The organism is Pseudomonas sp. JDS08PS003, from assembly GCF_045013505.1.
Taxonomy (GTDB): Bacteria; Pseudomonadota; Gammaproteobacteria; order Pseudomonadales; family Pseudomonadaceae; genus Aquipseudomonas; species Aquipseudomonas protegens_B.
On sequence record NZ_CP120724.1, the window covers coordinates 376,503 to 392,499 of the forward strand.

General features: G+C 61.3%; 11 protein-coding genes and 1 pseudogene. 7 read left to right on the forward strand and 5 right to left on the reverse strand.

Translation table 11 applies throughout. From position 1 onward, the window contains the following. Positions 1-307: 307 nt before the first annotated feature. Complete coding sequence (locus P7C00_RS01745; RefSeq protein WP_346634102.1) at positions 308-1,303, reverse strand: D-cysteine desulfhydrase; 996 nt, start codon at positions 1,301-1,303, stop codon at positions 308-310. A gap of 189 nt (positions 1,304-1,492) precedes the next feature. On the opposite strand from P7C00_RS01745, the gene epsC reads away from it, so the two are divergent. Continuing rightward, a complete protein-coding gene (gene epsC, locus P7C00_RS01750; protein WP_041115170.1) occupies positions 1,493-2,419 on the forward strand; it encodes a serine O-acetyltransferase EpsC in 927 nt (308 codons plus the stop codon). Between the two features lie 388 nt (positions 2,420-2,807). Beyond that, complete coding sequence (betT, locus tag P7C00_RS01755; RefSeq protein WP_185073422.1) at positions 2,808-4,769, forward strand: choline transporter BetT; 1,962 nt, start codon at positions 2,808-2,810, stop codon at positions 4,767-4,769. Between the two features lie 9 nt (positions 4,770-4,778). Here the strand turns inward: betT and P7C00_RS01760 are convergent, their stop codons facing one another. Beyond that, positions 4,779-5,036, reverse strand: a complete 258-nt coding sequence (locus P7C00_RS01760) for a hypothetical protein (protein WP_346634103.1) — start codon at positions 5,034-5,036, stop codon at positions 4,779-4,781. Between the two features lie 294 nt (positions 5,037-5,330). Here P7C00_RS01760 and P7C00_RS01765 point away from each other — a divergent pair. Beyond that, positions 5,331-5,579: pseudogene (locus tag P7C00_RS01765) on the forward strand (type II toxin-antitoxin system HicB family antitoxin); the annotation flags it as partial. A 2-nt stretch (positions 5,580-5,581) separates the two neighbouring features. On the opposite strand, the gene P7C00_RS01770 reads toward P7C00_RS01765, so the two are convergent. Beyond that, positions 5,582-6,628 carry a LacI family DNA-binding transcriptional regulator gene (locus tag P7C00_RS01770; protein WP_346634104.1) on the reverse strand — a complete coding sequence of 349 codons (1,047 nt, stop codon included), beginning with the start codon at positions 6,626-6,628 and terminating at the stop codon, positions 5,582-5,584. A 205-nt stretch (positions 6,629-6,833) separates the two neighbouring features. Here P7C00_RS01770 and P7C00_RS01775 point away from each other — a divergent pair, with 205 nt between their 5' ends. The 3 genes from P7C00_RS01775 to mgrA all read left to right on the forward strand — a co-directional run bounded on the left by P7C00_RS01775 (position 6,834) and on the right by mgrA (position 11,885). After that, positions 6,834-9,092 (forward strand): TonB-dependent receptor, encoded by a 2,259-nt coding sequence (locus P7C00_RS01775; protein ID WP_346634105.1) that lies wholly within the window; start codon positions 6,834-6,836, stop codon positions 9,090-9,092. Between the two features lie 273 nt (positions 9,093-9,365). Next, positions 9,366-10,694 (forward strand): LLM class flavin-dependent oxidoreductase, encoded by a 1,329-nt coding sequence (locus P7C00_RS01780; RefSeq protein WP_346634106.1) that lies wholly within the window; start codon positions 9,366-9,368, stop codon positions 10,692-10,694. A 153-nt stretch (positions 10,695-10,847) separates the two neighbouring features. Then, the gene (gene mgrA, locus P7C00_RS01785; protein ID WP_346634107.1) at positions 10,848-11,885 is read left to right on the forward strand and encodes an L-glyceraldehyde 3-phosphate reductase; all 1,038 of its coding nucleotides are present in this window, start codon (positions 10,848-10,850) and stop codon (positions 11,883-11,885) included. Positions 11,886-11,988: 103 nt separating this feature from the next. Here mgrA and P7C00_RS01790 read toward each other — a convergent pair whose 3' ends face one another. Next, positions 11,989-13,188 carry an HlyD family secretion protein gene (locus P7C00_RS01790; protein WP_404938039.1) on the reverse strand — a complete coding sequence of 400 codons (1,200 nt, stop codon included), beginning with the start codon at positions 13,186-13,188 and terminating at the stop codon, positions 11,989-11,991. Positions 13,189-13,265: 77 nt separating this feature from the next. On the opposite strand from P7C00_RS01790, the gene P7C00_RS01795 reads away from it, so the two are divergent. Beyond that, a complete protein-coding gene (locus P7C00_RS01795; protein ID WP_404938040.1) occupies positions 13,266-14,861 on the forward strand; it encodes a DHA2 family efflux MFS transporter permease subunit in 1,596 nt (531 codons plus the stop codon). A 19-nt stretch (positions 14,862-14,880) separates the two neighbouring features. On the opposite strand, the gene P7C00_RS01800 is transcribed toward P7C00_RS01795, so the two are convergent. Further along, positions 14,881-15,927, reverse strand: coding sequence for a helix-turn-helix domain-containing protein (locus tag P7C00_RS01800; RefSeq protein ID WP_346634110.1), 1,047 nt, complete (start codon positions 15,925-15,927; stop codon positions 14,881-14,883). Between the last annotated feature and the right edge of the window lie 70 nt (positions 15,928-15,997).

The following is a 15,997-nucleotide window of genomic DNA, read 5'->3' on the forward strand; positions in this document are numbered from 1 at the left end:
TAACGCTTTATCCTGCCTTAAATGCAGCTTATGCGTCTCGCGGCAAATGAGCCTGCGGCGCGACTATAAAGTGATGTCTATAGGTTTAAAAATAATATAAATTCACTTTGTTATTCCATTTGGTTTTATATCGCGTGAACGACTCACCCCTCGTAGGAGCTGGCTTGCCAGCGAAGGCGTCTTCGAGGGCGACGCCAGGTTTGCGGGCCTGTTCGCCGGCAAGCCGGCTCCTACAAAAAGCCTTCACGGTGCACATCCCGTAGGAACTGGCTTGCCAGCGAAGGCGTCCTCGGGGCGGCGCAAAGGATCAGGCGAAGGCGCCGGCATAGGCGAACAGGGCGGGGGCTCCACCGGTGTGCAGGAAGATGATCGGACCTTCGTTGAAACGCTGGCGACCGACGCCGTCCAGCAAGCCGGCCATGGCCTTGCCGGTGTATACCGGGTCCAGCAGCAGGCCTTCCTGGCTGGCCAGCAGCTTGACCGCCGCCAGGGTCCCGGCATTGGGTTCGCCGTAACGGGGAGCGAAGTACTCGTCCCACAACTGCACGTTGAAAGCCTCGGGCAGCTTCACTCCCAGCAGTTCGGCGGTGCGTTCGGCCAGGCCCTGGACCTTGGGCCGTTGGTCCTCGTCGCTGCGGGACACGGTCACGCCGATCACCGGCAGTTGCGGCAGTACTTCGCTCAAGGCCAGGGCCAGGCCGCTGTGGGTGCCGGCGCTGCCGGAGGCCAGCACCACCGCGGCAAACTCCAGGCCGCTGTCTTCGATCTGCTGTGCCAGTTCCAGGCCGGCACGCACGTAACCCAGGGCGCCCAGGGCATTGGAGCCGCCGATGGGCACAACGTAGGGTTTCTTGCCGTTGCTGCGCAGGCGCGCGGCCAGAGCGTGCAACTGTTCATCAGCCTGGTCGAGGTTTTCCACCAATTCGACCTTGGCGTCGAACAGGTCCAGCAGCAGGCGGTTGCCGTTGCCCAGGTAGTTGGGGTCTTCGGTGCCGATGGGGTTTTCCAGCAGGGCCACGCAGCCCAGCCCCAGCTTGGCGGCCAGGGCCGCGGTCTGGCGCACGTGGTTGGACTGCAGGGCGCCGGCGGTAATCAGGGTATCGGCACCCTGGGCCAGGGCGTCGGCGGCCAGGTATTCGAGCTTGCGCAACTTGTTGCCGCCCATGGCCAGGGGTGTGGTGTCGTCGCGTTTGACGTAGATGTCGCGTCCGATCCAGGCTGACAGGCGTTCGAGTTTTTCCAGGGCGGTGGTAGAACCGAGCAGGTCGAGACGGTTAAAGCGGGCAAGCTGTTGTTTGATCATGAGTCCGCACGGAACAGGGAAGGTGCAAGGACTATAGGCAGCGATATTTGCCCGGGCAACCGCCAATCGCTTATGCGAAAAAGTGCTTGAAGCCACACAATTAGTTCTTAAGCGCGGCCCTGGCGGGGCGTAAAGTGATCGCCGTTTGCGCGGCCAGATTGTCCGGCTGCCCGAGTAAGGAGTCTTATCGTGAGCGAGCGTTCCAGCCATTGGCAATTGCAGACCATCGTGGGGCAATTGCGTGATGCCCGTGATCAGTGGCGTACCCGCAACGGTCGGGTCAGTGGCGAGCAGGGTGGGCGCGAATTGCCGTCGCGAGCGGCCATGGCGGAGATCCTGGAAGCCCTGTGCGGTGCTCTGTTCCCCATGCGCCTGGGGCCGGTGGACTTGCGCGAAGAGAGTGAAGACTTTTACGTCGGCCACACCCTGGACGCGGCGCTCAATGCCTTGCTGGCTCAGGCGCGCCTGGAGCTGCGTTATGTGGCGCGGCAGAACGGCGAGGCGGACGCCGAGGTCAACGCCAGGGCGATCCGCCTGATCCAGGATTTCGCCCTGGCCCTGCCGGGCCTGCGGGTGTTGCTGGACACCGACGTGCTGGCGGCCTACCACGGTGACCCGGCGGCCCGCAGTGTGGATGAAGTGCTGCTGTGCTACCCGGGCATCCTGGCGGTGATTCACCACCGCCTGGCGCACCATCTGTATCGCGCCGGCCTGCCGTTGCTGGCGCGGATCAGCTCGGAAATCGCTCACTCGGCCACCGGCATCGACATTCACCCCGGGGCGCAGATCGGCCGCAGCTTCTTCATCGACCATGGCACGGGCGTGGTGATCGGCGAGACCGCGATCATCGGCGAGCGGGTGCGTATCTACCAGGCGGTGACCCTGGGCGCCAAGCGCTTCCCGGCGGACGAAGATGGCCAGTTGCAGAAGGGCCACCCGCGCCACCCGATCGTCGAGGACGATGTGGTGATCTATGCCGGCGCGACCATCCTGGGGCGCATCACCATCGGCAAGGGCTCGACCATTGGCGGCAACGTCTGGCTGACCCGCAGCGTGCCGGCCGGTTGCAACCTGACCCAAGCCAACCTGCAGCACGACGACGGCTCGCAGAAGTAGGCGCTGGCTTGTGTAGGAGCTGGCTTGCCAGCGAAGGCGTCCCTGAGAGCGATGCAGGACTTGCCGGCCTCTTCGCCGGCAAGCCGGCTCCTACGGGTGTGAGGCCGTTTCCGAGCAGGGGCTTTTTCGGGCGGAACGATTGCGTGCGACATACGTCATACCCTTCCTTGAGCTAGCGTACTGACAGTACCGCTGAGCCCTGCGATTAGTCCTCGAGCGCCTATCCATGTTTAACTTGAACGCTCGTTCAAGTTAAACCGGTGGTTCGCTGCCCGCTCACAACAGGAGGCTTGCCTTTGCTGAGTCCGTACATTTCAGCCATGTTTCATCCCTTCGAGGTGCACCCTTCATGAGTGCGCCATCCACCTCCGCGAATACTCTGATTCGCATGAACCCTCCGGTGTTCTACTTCGCCGCGAGCTTTATCCTGATCTTCGGCGTGGTGGTGATTTCCATGCCGGAACAGGCCGGCGCCTGGCTCCTGGCGGCGCAAAACTGGGCGGCCAACACGGTCGGCTGGTACTACATGCTGGCGATGACCCTGTACCTGGTCTTCGTGGTGGTCACCGCCTTGTCCGGCTACGGCAAGATCAAGCTCGGTGCCGACCACGACGAACCCGAGTTCAGTTACCTGTCCTGGGCCGGCATGCTGTTCGCCGCCGGGATCAGCATTACCCTGTTCTTCTTCTGCGTCTCCGAGCCCCTGACCCATATGCTGCAACCGCCCCAGGGCGAGGCCGGCACTGCCGAGGCGGCACGTCAGGGCATGCAGTTGCTGTTTCTGCACTGGGGGCTGCATGGCTGGGGGGTGTTCGCGTTCGTTGGCATGGCCCTGGCCTATTTCGCCTACCGGCATAACCTGCCGCTGGCTCTGCGTTCGGCGCTGTATCCGCTGATCGGCAAGCGCATCAACGGTCCTATCGGCTACGCGGTGGACGGCTTCGGCATCATCGCCACGGTGTTCGGCCTGGGCGCCGACATGGGCTTTGGCGTGCTGCACCTGAACTCCGGTCTCGACTACCTGTTTGGCATTGCCCACACCCAGTGGATTCAGGTCGGCCTGATCACCTTGATGATGGGGGCGGCGATCATTGTTGCGGTGTCGGGAGTCGACAAGGGCGTGCGGGTGATGTCCGACATCAACATGCTGCTAGCGGTGGCGCTGCTGCTGTTCGTGCTGTTCGCCGGCCCCACCCAGCACCTGCTCAACACCCTGATCCAGAATCTTGGGGACTACCTGGGTGCTCTGCCGACCAAGAGTTTCGACGTCTATGCCTATAACAAGCCCAGCGACTGGCTGGGCGGCTGGACGGTGTTCTACTGGGCCTGGTGGATTGCATGGTCGCCGTTCGTGGGCCTGTTCATCGCGCGGATTTCCCGTGGCCGGACTATTCGTGAGTTCGTCTTCGGCGTGCTGTTGATTCCCCTGGGTTTCACCCTGGCGTGGATGTCGATCTTCGGTAACAGCGCCATCGACCAGGTGCTCAACCACGGCATGAGTGCCCTGGGCATGTCGGCCATCGACAACCCGTCGATGACCCTCTACCTGTTGCTGGAAACCTATCCCTGGAGCAAGACCGTGATCGCGGTCACGGTGTTCATCAGCTTCGTGTTCTTCGTCACCTCGGCGGACTCCGGCACTGTGGTGCTCTCGACCCTGTCGGCCAAAGGCGGCAACGCTGATGAGGATGGGCCGAAATGGCTGCGGGTGTTCTGGGGCGCGATGACCGCCCTGGTCACCAGTGCGCTGTTGTTCGCCGGCAGCATCGACTCGCTGAAGTCGGCGGTGGTGCTGACCTCGCTGCCGTTCTCGCTGATTCTGCTGTTGATGATGTGGGGGTTGCACAAGGCGTTCTACCTGGAGTCCCAGCGGCGTATCGCCCAACTGCATTCCCTGGCACCGGTAGCGCCTTCGCGACGGGGCAAGGGCGGTTGGCGCCAGCGCTTGAGCCAGGCGGTGCATTTCCCGTCCCGTGACGAGGTGTATCGCTTCCTCGATCAGACGGTGCGCCCGGCCATCGAAGAGGTAACCGCGGTGTTCGTCGAGAAAGGCCTGAACGTGGTGACCCAGCCGGACCCGGCCAATGACAATGTCAGCCTGGAAATCGGCCATGGCGACCAGCATCCGTTCATCTATCAGGTGCAGATGCGCGGGTACTTCACCCCGTCCTTCGCCCGTGGCGGCATGGGCCCCAAAGAGCTGCGCAACCGCCGTTACTACCGGGCCGAGGTGCACCTGGCCGAGGGCAGTCAGGACTACGATCTGATGGGCTACACCAAGGAGCAGATCATCAACGACATCCTCGACCAGTACGAACGCCACATGCAGTTCCTGCATCTGGTGCGCTGAGCCAGGTGCTCAGGCCCTGGTGAACAGTAGGTAGAGCACCAGGGCCAGTACCGGCACCGCAAACACCAGGCTGCCGACCATCAGCTCCGATCTCAGGGGCTGATGGGCGGTGACCATCCCCACTGCGCCGTTGATCACCGTCAACGCCAGCCACAATCCGATAAATCCATAGCTCAATGTCTGTCGGGCAAAGCCCAGTCGTTCGCCGATAAACAGCAGCAGCGCCAGCAGAATCAGGCCGAAGGTGATGATGATGGTGGTGTGCATGGAAAGCGTCTCCTGCAGGAGCGGTCGGACGATGTCGCGCCAGCCGGCACAGAGTGTTTGCCGGCCTGTTCATGGAGCATAGGTGGCAAATCAGAGCATCTGATGCAACGAGACGGGTCTCTTGGTCGGCAAGCCGTCTCCTGTGCTCACGAGCAGGCATTGGGCTATCTGCGTATTGATTAACCAAGTGTGTACAGTGTGTATCTCGGCGTGCTTGGTTGGATAAGGTGCCTGATGGTTCGGTATCCACAGGGCAGGGTTATGCGCTGTCGGGAGATGGTCGGCAAGATTGAGGCGGACGGCGAGCCCTTGCCTCAGGTGCACGAGATCGATGATCACCTGGATAACCCCGACTACGTCGGGGGCGTATGGGGCGTGGTGGAGTTCGACGTGACGCCGTATTTCGGCAAGTCGGTGCGCTTCAATGCCACCCTGCCGGAACACCTGCTGGAGCGCATCGACCAGACGGTCAAGCGTGACCAGCGCTACCGCTCGCGCTCCGGGTTCCTGGCTGCCGCGGCGCTGCGCGAACTGTCGGCCTGAGGCTAGGTGCTTTCACGCTCGATCACCTGGCATTGCAGCAGGTTCAGGCGCTGCACTTCGCCATGGGTTGGCAGTACCCCGAGACTCTCCAGGACCCGGGTTGCGGCCAATACGCCGATTTCCAGTGCCGGTGGTTTGATGGTGCTCAGGCTTGGCAGCAGCATCTCGGCAAAGGGGTAGTCGCCAAAGCCCAGCACCGCGCATTCTTCGGGAATCCTCAGCCCGGCTCGTTGCCCCGCCAGGAGGCCGCCAGCGGCCAGATTGTCGTTGGCGAAGATGATCGCGTCGGGGCGCTCTGAGCCGTCCATCAGGGTTTCCATGGCCTGTTTTCCGGCCTCGAAGGGGGCACGGTCGGCATCCGGGGCGAACACCCGGGACGGCAACTTAAGCTCGGCCAGCGTCGCCAGGTAGCCGTCGCGCCGTTCAAGGGCGCTGAAATCGCCAGGCGCGCTGTTCTGCACGAAGGCGATACGCCGATAGCCCTTGGCGTGCAGGTGGCGAACCGCGCTGACCCCCACCTGAAAGTGGGAAAAACCTATCTGCATGGGCTGGCGCTGTGGCTGGTAATCCCAGGTTTCGATCAGCGGGATCTCGGTTTCGGCGAGCATTTTTTCCGTGCCCGGGCTGTGGAAGTGGCTGGTCAGCACCAGAGCCGCCGGCGACCAGCCGAGAAAGGCCCGTACCGCGCTTTCTTCCTGTTTCGCGTCGAAGTAGCTGGACGCCAGCAGCAACTGATAGCCATGGCGGCTGAGGGTGTCGCTGAAGCCCTGGATGGTCTGGGCGAAGATCGGTCCGGAAATGTTCGGAATGACCATGGCGACGATCCTGCCCCGGGCCGACGCCAGCCCGCCGGCCACCAGATTGGGCACATAGCCGAGTTCGGCCACCACGGCGGCGATGCGTTCCCGGCGTTCGGGGGAGACGCTGTCCGGCTGGTTGAAGTAGCGCGATACGGTGATCGCCGAAACCCCGGCTTGGCGGGCCACGGTGTTCAGGGTCACGCGGCCGGCGCCGCGGCGCTTGCGCACAGGCGTTGGGTCAGTGGTCATGAGCGCTTTCCTTGGACTGAACCAAAAGGCATATAAAAGTAATTTTTCAGTATTGGACGCTCTATGAAGTGCTTGTCGATACTGGCGATGTTAGCGCTAACAAGGCGCCATGTCTGCTACTCGCTCGAGCGAATGCCCAAGACAGATTTCAGGCGCTGCCGGCGCAGATCGGCAGCGGTTCGGGGCATTTTCCAGCAGGTGCAGCATGCAGAATTTTCTTGGGGAACAGTTCAGGCTCCGGCAATCGATTCGTGCCGCTACGCCATTTCGTCCACATCTGGGCTGGCTATTGGCGGGGTTGGCTGCGGTGCCGTTACCGGGGGCCTACGCCGCCCAAAGCGCGGTAACGGCGCAGGATCAGGAGCCGACGCTGAAGTCGGTGACGGTCACCGCCACCCGCCGCGAAGAGTCGCTGCAGAAAGTGCCAGTGGCGGTTTCGGTGGTGGATGGCGAGCAGTTGGAGCGGGACAATCGCAACGGCGTGGCGAGCATCGTGCAGCAGGTGCCATCGCTGAATTTTCGTACCGGTGCTTCGAACAAGGACACTTCGCTGTTCATCCGCGGCGTGGGCACTATTTCCACGTCGCCCGGGGTCGAGCCGACGGTGGCCACGGTGATTGACGGTGTGGTTTACGGCCGGCCCGGGCAGGCCACCCTGGATTTGCTGGACCTGGAACGGATCGAGGTGCTGCGCGGTCCCCAGGGCACCCTGTTCGGCAAGAACGCCTCGGCCGGGGTGCTGAATATCGTCACCAGAGCCCCCACTGCCCAGACCCACGGCTACATCGATCAGTCCTACTACAGCGGCAATGAAAGTCGCACCCGCTTCGGCATTGGCGGCAGCCTGATTCCCGACACCCTCAAAGGCTCTGTCACCACCTTGTTCGGCAGCTACGACGGCAATGTGGATAACCGCCACAACGGCCAGGAGGTCAACGGCTACAACCGCAAGGGCGTGCGCGGCAAGTTGGAGTTCACCCCCGGCGCGGACCTCAAGTTCACCCTGTCCGCGGACTACATGCAGTCTCATGACGACGCGCCCAATGGCGTGGTCAGCAAGGCCCTGACTCCGGCCTTCGCCAATGCCCTGAACCCGGTCCGAGCCAGCAGCGACAACCGCGATATCAACACCGATACCCGGACCCACGTGGAGGACGTCAACAAGGGCTTGTCCGGGCAGCTGGACTGGAATCTGGGTGACTACACCCTGACTTCCATCACCGCCTGGCGTGGCTGGAACAACACCCAGTATCAGGATGGCGACCGACTCGGGAGCGTGACGGCAGCCTTCCCAGGGACCGCCGACAAGGGCGACCTGGACTACAACCAGTACTCGCAGGAATTGCGCCTGGCGTCGCCCAAGGGGCAGTTCCTGGAGTATGTCGGTGGCCTGTTCTACATGCATGGCAAGGACGAGGAGACCTACCAGCGCACCCTGACCACGACCACTGGCGTCAACCGCGGAATTGCCGACTACAGCACCACCAATGACAGCTATGCGGTCTTTGGTGAAAGCACGCTGAATTTCACCGAGGATTTTCGGGGCATTGCCGGCTTGCGCTGGACCCATGACGACCTGAAATACGACCACCGGCGGGTCTCGACTTCGGCCACCACGGTCAGTGGTATCCAGCCGGGTACCCGCAGCTCCGGCTCGGTGGACGAAGATGGCTGGTCGGGTCGCCTGGGGCTGCAATACGACCTCAGCGACAGCATCACCAGCTACCTGACCTATTCCCGAGGCTACAAGGGGCCGGCCTACAACGTCTTCTTCAACATGCAGCCCCGGGACACCGACGCGCTGAAGCCCGAGACTTCCAACACCTGGGAAGCCGGGATCAAGGCCAGCAGTTGGAACAATCGCCTGACCACCAATCTGGCGGTGTTCCACAGCGAGTACGACAACTACCAGGCCAACTTCTTCGACACCGTGGCCGGGCAGGTGGTGACTCGGCTGATCAACGCCGGCAGCGTCAGCACTGAAGGCGTCGAATTGGACTACGCCTTGCAGGCCACCCAGCAACTGAAGTTCTCTGGAGCCTTGGCCTACACCCGGGCGCGGATCGACGAGTTTGCCTGCCCGCCAGGGGCGGCTGCCTCGTGCAACGTCAATGGCAAACCCTTGCCCTTCAGTCCGGACTGGAAAAGCTACGTACGGGCCGACTACAGCATCCCGCTGGATAACGGCCTGGATATCGAGTTGGGCACCGACTACAGCTGGCAGAGCGAAGTGCAGTACGACATCAGCCAGAACCTCGACACCCGGCAGGGCGCCTACGGTATCTGGAACGCCAGCATCGCCCTGGCGGATTACAACGACGGTTGGCGCGTGGCCTTGCTGGGGAAGAACCTTGCCGACAAATCCTATTCGCCCTTGCTGGCCAGTGGCGGCAACTACATCTATCGCGCGGTGCCTCGCGATGACGAACGTTATTTCGGCGTACAGCTGCGCAAAGACTTCTGATGCCCTTGCCGTTGTAGGAGCCGGCTTGCCGGCGAATGGGTCAGCGAGATGGGCGCAGGTCTTGAGGGTGCTTTCGCTGGCAAGCCAGCTCCTACGGTGGAGGCGGTGATAGCGGCCGTTGTGTCTGTCACCAACAGGCTGTTGTAGGAGCCGGCTTGCCGGCGAATGGGCTAGCGAGATGGGCGCAGGTCTTGAGGGCGCTTTCGCTGGCAAGCCAGCTCCTACGGTGGGCGTTGGGGTGTCTCTTTTGCAGGATGAAACAAGGAGTGATCCATGTCCCGTTCCACTCGCCAGCTCAAGCTCGGCGCCTTTCTTATGGCCACTGGTCACCACGTTGCCGCCTGGCGTCATCCGGATGTGCCGGCCCAGGCAGGGCTGGATTTTGCAGTCTATAAAGAACTGGCGCAGATCGCCGAAGCCGCTCGCTTCGATGCACTGTTTGTCGCCGACAGCCTGGCAGCCGCTACGGGCACCATCGCCAGCCGCATGGCGCGCTCCGACTACTTCGAACCCTTGACTTTACTTTCGGCCCTGGCGGCTGTGACCGAGCGTATAGGGCTTATTGCCACTAGCACTACGAGCTATAACGTACCGTACCACGTAGCACGTAAATTCGCTTCGCTGGACCATCTTTCAGGGGGGCGGGCGGGGTGGAATCTGGTGACTTCCGACAATGCCGCCGAAGCGCAGAACTTCGGTCGTGACGAACATTTCGGACATGCCGAACGTTATCGCAGAGCCCGTGAGTTCTATCAGGTGGTCACCGGGCTCTGGGACAGTTGGGAGGACGATGCTTTTGTCCGGAACAAGGCCAGTGGCGAGTATTTCGATCCGAATAAGCAGCATTTACTGGAGCATCGTGGCGAATTCTTTCGGGTCAAAGGGCCGTTGAATGTGGCGCGTCCGCCGCAGGGTTATCCGGTGATCGTTCAGGCCGGCTCTTCCGAGAGCGGTCGTCAGCTGGCGGCCCAGACTGCTGAAGTGGTGTTCACTGCGCAGCCCTCCCTGGCCGCCGCACAGGCCTTTTATGCCGACCTGAAAGGGCGTCTTGAGCAGTACGATCGTAGTACGGAATCGCTGAAAATCATGCCCGGGGTGTTCGTGGTAGTGGGGGACAGCGAAAACCAGGCCCGGGAAAAGTTCGAATCTTTCCAGGAGCTGGTGGAGCCCGAAGTGGGGGTGGCTCTGCTTGGGCGGATGCTGGGCAATTTCGATTTGTCTGGTTTTGCGCTGGATGCACCTTTGCCGCCATTGCCGCTGACCGACAGCGGTCAGCAGAGCCGCCAGAAGCTGCTCACCGAACTGGCCGGCAAGGACAACCTGACCCTGGCCCAGCTAGGGCGCAAGATTGCCGGCGGCCGTGGGCATTACAGTCTGATCGGTACGCCCGCGCAGATTGCCGATGAGCTGCAAGCCTGGTTCGAGGAGGGCGCGGCCGATGGTTTCAATGTGCTGGTGCCGCATCTGCCTGGCGGGTTACGCGATGTTGCCGACCGGGTGATTCCGGAACTGCAGCGGCGCGGGCTGTTCAGAACTGAATATGAAGGCCGCACGCTGCGGGAAAACCTGGGGTTGGCACGGCCGAAGAATCAGTTTGTGTAACAACGGTTTGTTGTAGGGGCTGGCTTGCCAACGAAGGTGCTCGTTAGGGCGGTGCCAGGCTTGAAGGCTTGTTCGCCGGCAAGCCGGCTCCTACAGGAATGTGAATTTATCGACGTTAGTCGTTTTGCAAAGATCTGACCCAGAGAGGATTCGATGACTTACATAGCTGCCGAAAACCGTTACGACTCCATTCCCTATCGCCGTGTCGGCCGCAGTGGCCTGGTGCTGCCGGCGCTGTCCCTGGGGCTTTGGCACAACTTTGGCGACAGCACGCCCATCGACACCCAGCGCGCCTTGCTGCGCACGGCTTTTGACCTGGGTATCAATCACTTCGATCTGGCCAACAACTATGGGCCGCCCTATGGCAGCGCCGAGATCAATTTCGGCCGGCTGCTGCGGGAAGATTTCAAGGCCTATCGCGATGAGTTGATCATCTCCAGCAAGGCCGGTTGGGACATGTGGCCAGGGCCTTACGGCCAGGGCGGAGGTTCGCGCAAGTATGTGCTGGCCAGCCTGGACCAGAGCCTGCAGCGCCTGGGTGTGGATTATGTGGATATCTTCTATTCCCATCGTTTCGACCCGGATACCCCGCTGGAGGAAACCGCCAGTGCCCTGGCCAGCGCAGTGCAACAGGGCAAGGCGTTGTACATCGGCATTTCTTCCTACTCCGGGGTGAAAACCCGGGAAATCGCCGCGCTGCTCAAGGAGTGGAAGGTGCCGCTGCTGATCCATCAGCCGGCCTACAACATGCTCAACCGCTGGGTGGAGAAGGATTTGCTGGATACCACCGACGAGCTTGGGGTTGGGGTCATCGCCTTTACGCCGCTGGCCCAGGGGCTGCTCACCGACAAATACCTCAATGGCATTCCCGAGGATGCGCGAGTCAATCGTCCGGGCGGTGGTTCGTTGCAGGCCGCTCATTTGTCCGAGGCCAACATCGCCCACGTGCGGGCCCTCAACGAGATCGCCAGGAATCGCGGCCAGAGCCTAGCGCAGTTGGCCCTGGCGTGGACCCTGCGTGATCCGCGGGTGACGTCGGCGCTGATTGGGGCGAGCCGGCCGGAGCAGATCATCGAGAACGTCGGAGCCTTGCAGAATCTGAGTTTTACCGTGGAGGAACTGGCGGAAATCGATCATTTCGCCAAAGAGGGTCGGATCAACCTGTGGGAAAGACCATCGACGGCAGAGTAAAACCTTCAGGATCTGCGCTGAGCAAACAGCCCCCAACAGAGCCATCTGTCGGGGGCTGTCTGGCCGCCTGGAGCGGGGCGGTGGGTGAAGCTCTCGGACCCAGTCATTGCGCTGGAGCGGGGGTGTTGGCGCTGACTTTCAGCGAGGTCTGGGTGCTGGCTACGGCCCGATCCTGAGAGTCGTCCAGGTCGACTTTCGCGGTGACCGACAGGCCCGGTCGCAGGCGCTCGAGACCCGGTTGGTCGGCGTTGAAGCGAATGCGCACCGGAACCCGCTGCACTATCTTGGTGAAGTTGCCGGTTCCCGGTTCAAAGGGCAGCAGGGCGAAGGTCGAACCTGAACCCGGCGCCAGACTTTCCACGGTGCCGACGATGCTCACGCCCGGCAAGGCATCGATCTTGATGCGGGTGGATTGGCCCGGGTACATGTGCTGAGTCTGGGTTTCCTTGAAGTTGGCCAGTACATAAAGGTCATGCAGCGGCACCAGGGTCAGCATGCGTGAGCCCGGTTGCACATAGTCCCCTACTTGAATCTGCCGATTGCCTACGGTGCCATCCATTGGCGCATAGACCGTGGTGTGTCGCAGGTCCTGTTGCGCCAGCTCCAGTCGGGCTTTCGCTGTCACCACCTTGGCCTTGGCCATTTGCAGCTGCGCCTGCAGGCGTTCGCGTTGGGCTGAAGTGACGGCAAGGTCGTTTTCCGCCACTTGCAGCATGGCCTGGGCATAGGCAAGACCTTGCTCTGCCGAGATCGCCTGGGTGCTGTACTTCTCTACTTCGTTGCGCGCCACGGCGCCGGTCGTGACCAGGGTATCGAAACGGTTGCGTTCAGCCCCTGCGCGCTTGGACTCGGCCTGGTTGGTGCGGATTGAGGTGCGGGCCGCCAGTACCCGAGCGTTGGCCAGGCGCTGCTCGGCATCCTGGATCGTCAGGGCTGCTTGGGCCAGGGCGACCTGGGCTTGATTGTCGGCGAGATCGCCTTCGGCCAGGGCGACTCGGCTATCGAACTCTTCGCTGTTGATGCGCACCAGGGGCTGTCCGGCAGTCACAGTCTGGTGGTCCTTGACCAGGACTTCGGTCACCAGGCCATGAACCCGTGGCGCGACGGAGGTGGCATCGGCAGCGATGTAGGCGTCGTCCGTGGCTTCAGTTGAAGGCGCCATCAGCACCCAGCCCACCCCGACCGCCACCAATGTCATGGCGATGGCGCCAGCGATCAGAGGGCGTTTGGAGCGCTTGCGCGGCTTTTCCGTCTCTTGCGCGGCTTGCAGGATGGCGTTCTGAGTCTGGGTGCTCTGCTCCATGTTGAAGCTCCATGCTGTTTTGAATTACGATCATAATATTCATATGGCGGTCGCAATACTACAGGGAAGTACCTACCGTGACGACAAGCGTATCCGACCTCCCTGACGCAGGCGCACAGCCTGGTCAACAGTCCACCCGACGCAAGTTTCTGGTCTTCACCATCATGGCTTTTGGCATGTTCATGGCGTTGATCGATATCCAGATCGTGGCGGCATCCCTGAACGATGTGCAGGCCGGACTCAGTGCCGGTCCTGATGAAGTGAGCTGGGTGCAGACCGCCTATCTGATCGCCGAACTGATCATGATTCCCTTCTCGGCCTTCCTCGCCCAGGCGATTTCCACCCGCTGGCTGTTCTCTGCCAGTGCGGCATTCTTTACCCTGTTCAGCATTGGCTGCGGGATGGCCTGGAACATCGAGTCGATGATTGTATTGCGGGCCCTGCAGGGCTTCGCCGGCGGGGCCATGGTGCCTACGGTGTTTGCCGTGGGTTTCGTGTTGTTCGAGGGCAAGCAACGGGCGATGGTCCCGGCCATTCTCGGCATGACCGCGGTGCTGGCGCCGACGCTGGGCCCCACGGTGGGCGGGTTGGTGACCTTCTACCTGGACTGGCGCTGGATCTTCTTTATCAACGTGCTGCCAGGGCTGCTGATCTGTATTGGCGCTGCGCTGCTGATCGATGTGGATCGTCCCGATCTGTCGATGTTGCGGCGTATCGACTGGCTGCACTTTGTGGCCATGGCCCTGGCATTGGGTTGCTTCGAGTACGTGTTGGAGGAGGGGCCGCGCAAGGACTGGTTCAGCGATAGCGCGATTGTCATTGCGGCCTGGGTTTCCATTGTCTCCTTTGGTTTGTTTATTGAGCGCTCGCTGTATTCGAATAATCCGATTGTGTCGTTGGTGCCCTTTCGCGACCGGACCTTTTCCATTGCTTGCCTGTTGAATCTGGTGATTGGCTTCGGCCTGTATTCCTCGACTTATCTGGTCCCGGTGTTTCTCGGGCGTGTGCGGGGCTTCGACAGCCTGGAAATCGGCACCACGGTTTTCGTCGTGGGGATCGGGCAACTGGTGAGTACCATCATTGCCGCCCGGGCTTCGGAGAAGGTTGATCGTCGCTTGATCATCTCGATGGGCTTTCTGGGACTGGCACTGAGCCTGTGGCTGACTTCCCGGGTCACGTCCAACTGGGGATTCGATGAGCTGCTGGTTCCTCAAGTTGCCCGGGGCCTGTTCCTGATGCTCTGCATCGTTCCCAGCGTGAACATGGCCTTGAGTTCTTTCCAGGGCGTCGAATTGCGTCAGGCCTCCGGTCTGTTCAACTTGATGCGCAACCTGGGAGGCGCCATTGGCATCGCAACGGTCAATACCTGGCTGCAGGACGACGCCCGAACCCAGGTGCTGCGTCTGTCGGAATCTTTGGGTGCCAAGGCTGTTGCGGCCCAGGAACTGATGGGGCAACTGGCCCTGAAGATCGCTGCCGATACTCCCGACTCCAGCCACGCATTCCTGATGGCCCAGGGCATTCTCGGCAGATTGGTGGGGCGTGAAGCCCTGACCCTGGCGTTTGGCGATGTATTTCGCCTGATGGCCATGATGTTCGTGGTGGCGCTGTTGCTGGTGCCGCTGTGCAAGGTTCCCCCGGCCGCACCAGGCACGGCCGAGGATGAGAAGTGATGGCTCCAGTGCTTGCTGATTAGATGATCGGTGGGCCGGACCTGGCCTTGCGCAACTGGCTCGGAGTGCAGCCCATGCTCTTCCACATCAATCGACGTAGTGCCGTCGCGTCGGAATAGCCCACTTTAAAGGCAACTTCTTCAATGCTCATATTGGTAGTTTCCAATAAACTTTGAACATGTTGCAGGCGAACTTTCTGAATGAAGGCCATGGGCGGCTTACCCGTGGCGCTGCGGATTCTGCGCGATAAGGTCTTCTCGGTGATCCGTAAATGCTCGGCAATGGTGCTCAATGGCGGAACGTTGGGCAGGCAGTCCTCGATGAACTTCTCCAGCATCAGTACTTCGCGATTTTCTGTTTGTAAGTTGGATAGGGCCATGTAGTGATATTGCGCAGGTCGACCATCTATCAGTAGATAGCGCATGGTCAGTTCGGCAATTTGATTGCCCATCTTATTGCGCAGTACATAGAGCATCAGGTCCATTTGCGACATGCCTGCGCCTGCAGTAATCATATTTCCGTCATGAATAAGCATGCGCTTTGTGTCGAGTATCGCCTCGGGATATCGCTGCTTGAAGGTGTCGTACAGTTGCCAGTGAGTGGTGACGGTCCGGCCCTCGAGAATCCCTGCCTCCCCCAGAACGAAAACCGCCGAGCAGGACGCCGCAGTCTCTTGCCCGCGCAGGTGATGTTCTTGCACCAGCTTGCTCAGCTTGCGGATGTCGTTGTGCCCGAGCCGGTCAATGAGCTCGGTGGACTGACTGAGGCCCGGCTGCCTCTTTTCCCGGCGACAGCCAAAGAAATCCAGCTCCTGGGTGTTTTCCAGCCCCAGCCCAGGGATGACCAGCATGCTGCCTTCAATGGTCTGGGCCTTGTCCAGCGGCAGTGCATCCAGGCGCATGCCATTGCGCATTCGTACGGACTCACTGCTGCCGATGATCTTCCAGGTAATGGTGGGGCGTCCCATGACTTCGGCGACCTGGTTGGCAGTACGCAGCACATCCAGGGTGATCGCCACACTTGACCCCATGGCTCCTTCCAGCGCGATCAACGTGAGCACATCCATGTCCATTTTCTCCCTGTAAGTGTCCATTTGTGCATTAGCAAAATATACAAGCTGATGGCAGACTTCTCAA

Excerpts from the sequence above, each read along its gene's own strand:
- P7C00_RS01745 (WP_346634102.1), bottom strand. The coding sequence starts at position 1,303 with ATGATCAAACAACAGCTTGCCCGCTTTAACCGTCTCGACCTGCTCGGT.
- betT (WP_185073422.1), top strand. The coding sequence starts at position 2,808 with ATGAACCCTCCGGTGTTCTACTTCGCCGCGAGCTTTATCCTGATCTTC.
- P7C00_RS01760 (WP_346634103.1), bottom strand. The coding sequence starts at position 5,036 with ATGCACACCACCATCATCATCACCTTCGGCCTGATTCTGCTGGCGCTG.
- P7C00_RS01770 (WP_346634104.1), bottom strand. The coding sequence starts at position 6,628 with ATGACCACTGACCCAACGCCTGTGCGCAAGCGCCGCGGCGCCGGCCGC.
- P7C00_RS01775 (WP_346634105.1), top strand. The coding sequence starts at position 6,834 with ATGCAGAATTTTCTTGGGGAACAGTTCAGGCTCCGGCAATCGATTCGT.
- P7C00_RS01780 (WP_346634106.1), top strand. The coding sequence starts at position 9,366 with ATGTCCCGTTCCACTCGCCAGCTCAAGCTCGGCGCCTTTCTTATGGCC.
- mgrA (WP_346634107.1), top strand. The coding sequence starts at position 10,848 with ATGACTTACATAGCTGCCGAAAACCGTTACGACTCCATTCCCTATCGC.
- P7C00_RS01790 (WP_404938039.1), bottom strand. The coding sequence starts at position 13,188 with ATGGAGCAGAGCACCCAGACTCAGAACGCCATCCTGCAAGCCGCGCAA.
- P7C00_RS01800 (WP_346634110.1), bottom strand. The coding sequence starts at position 15,927 with ATGGATGTGCTCACGTTGATCGCGCTGGAAGGAGCCATGGGGTCAAGT.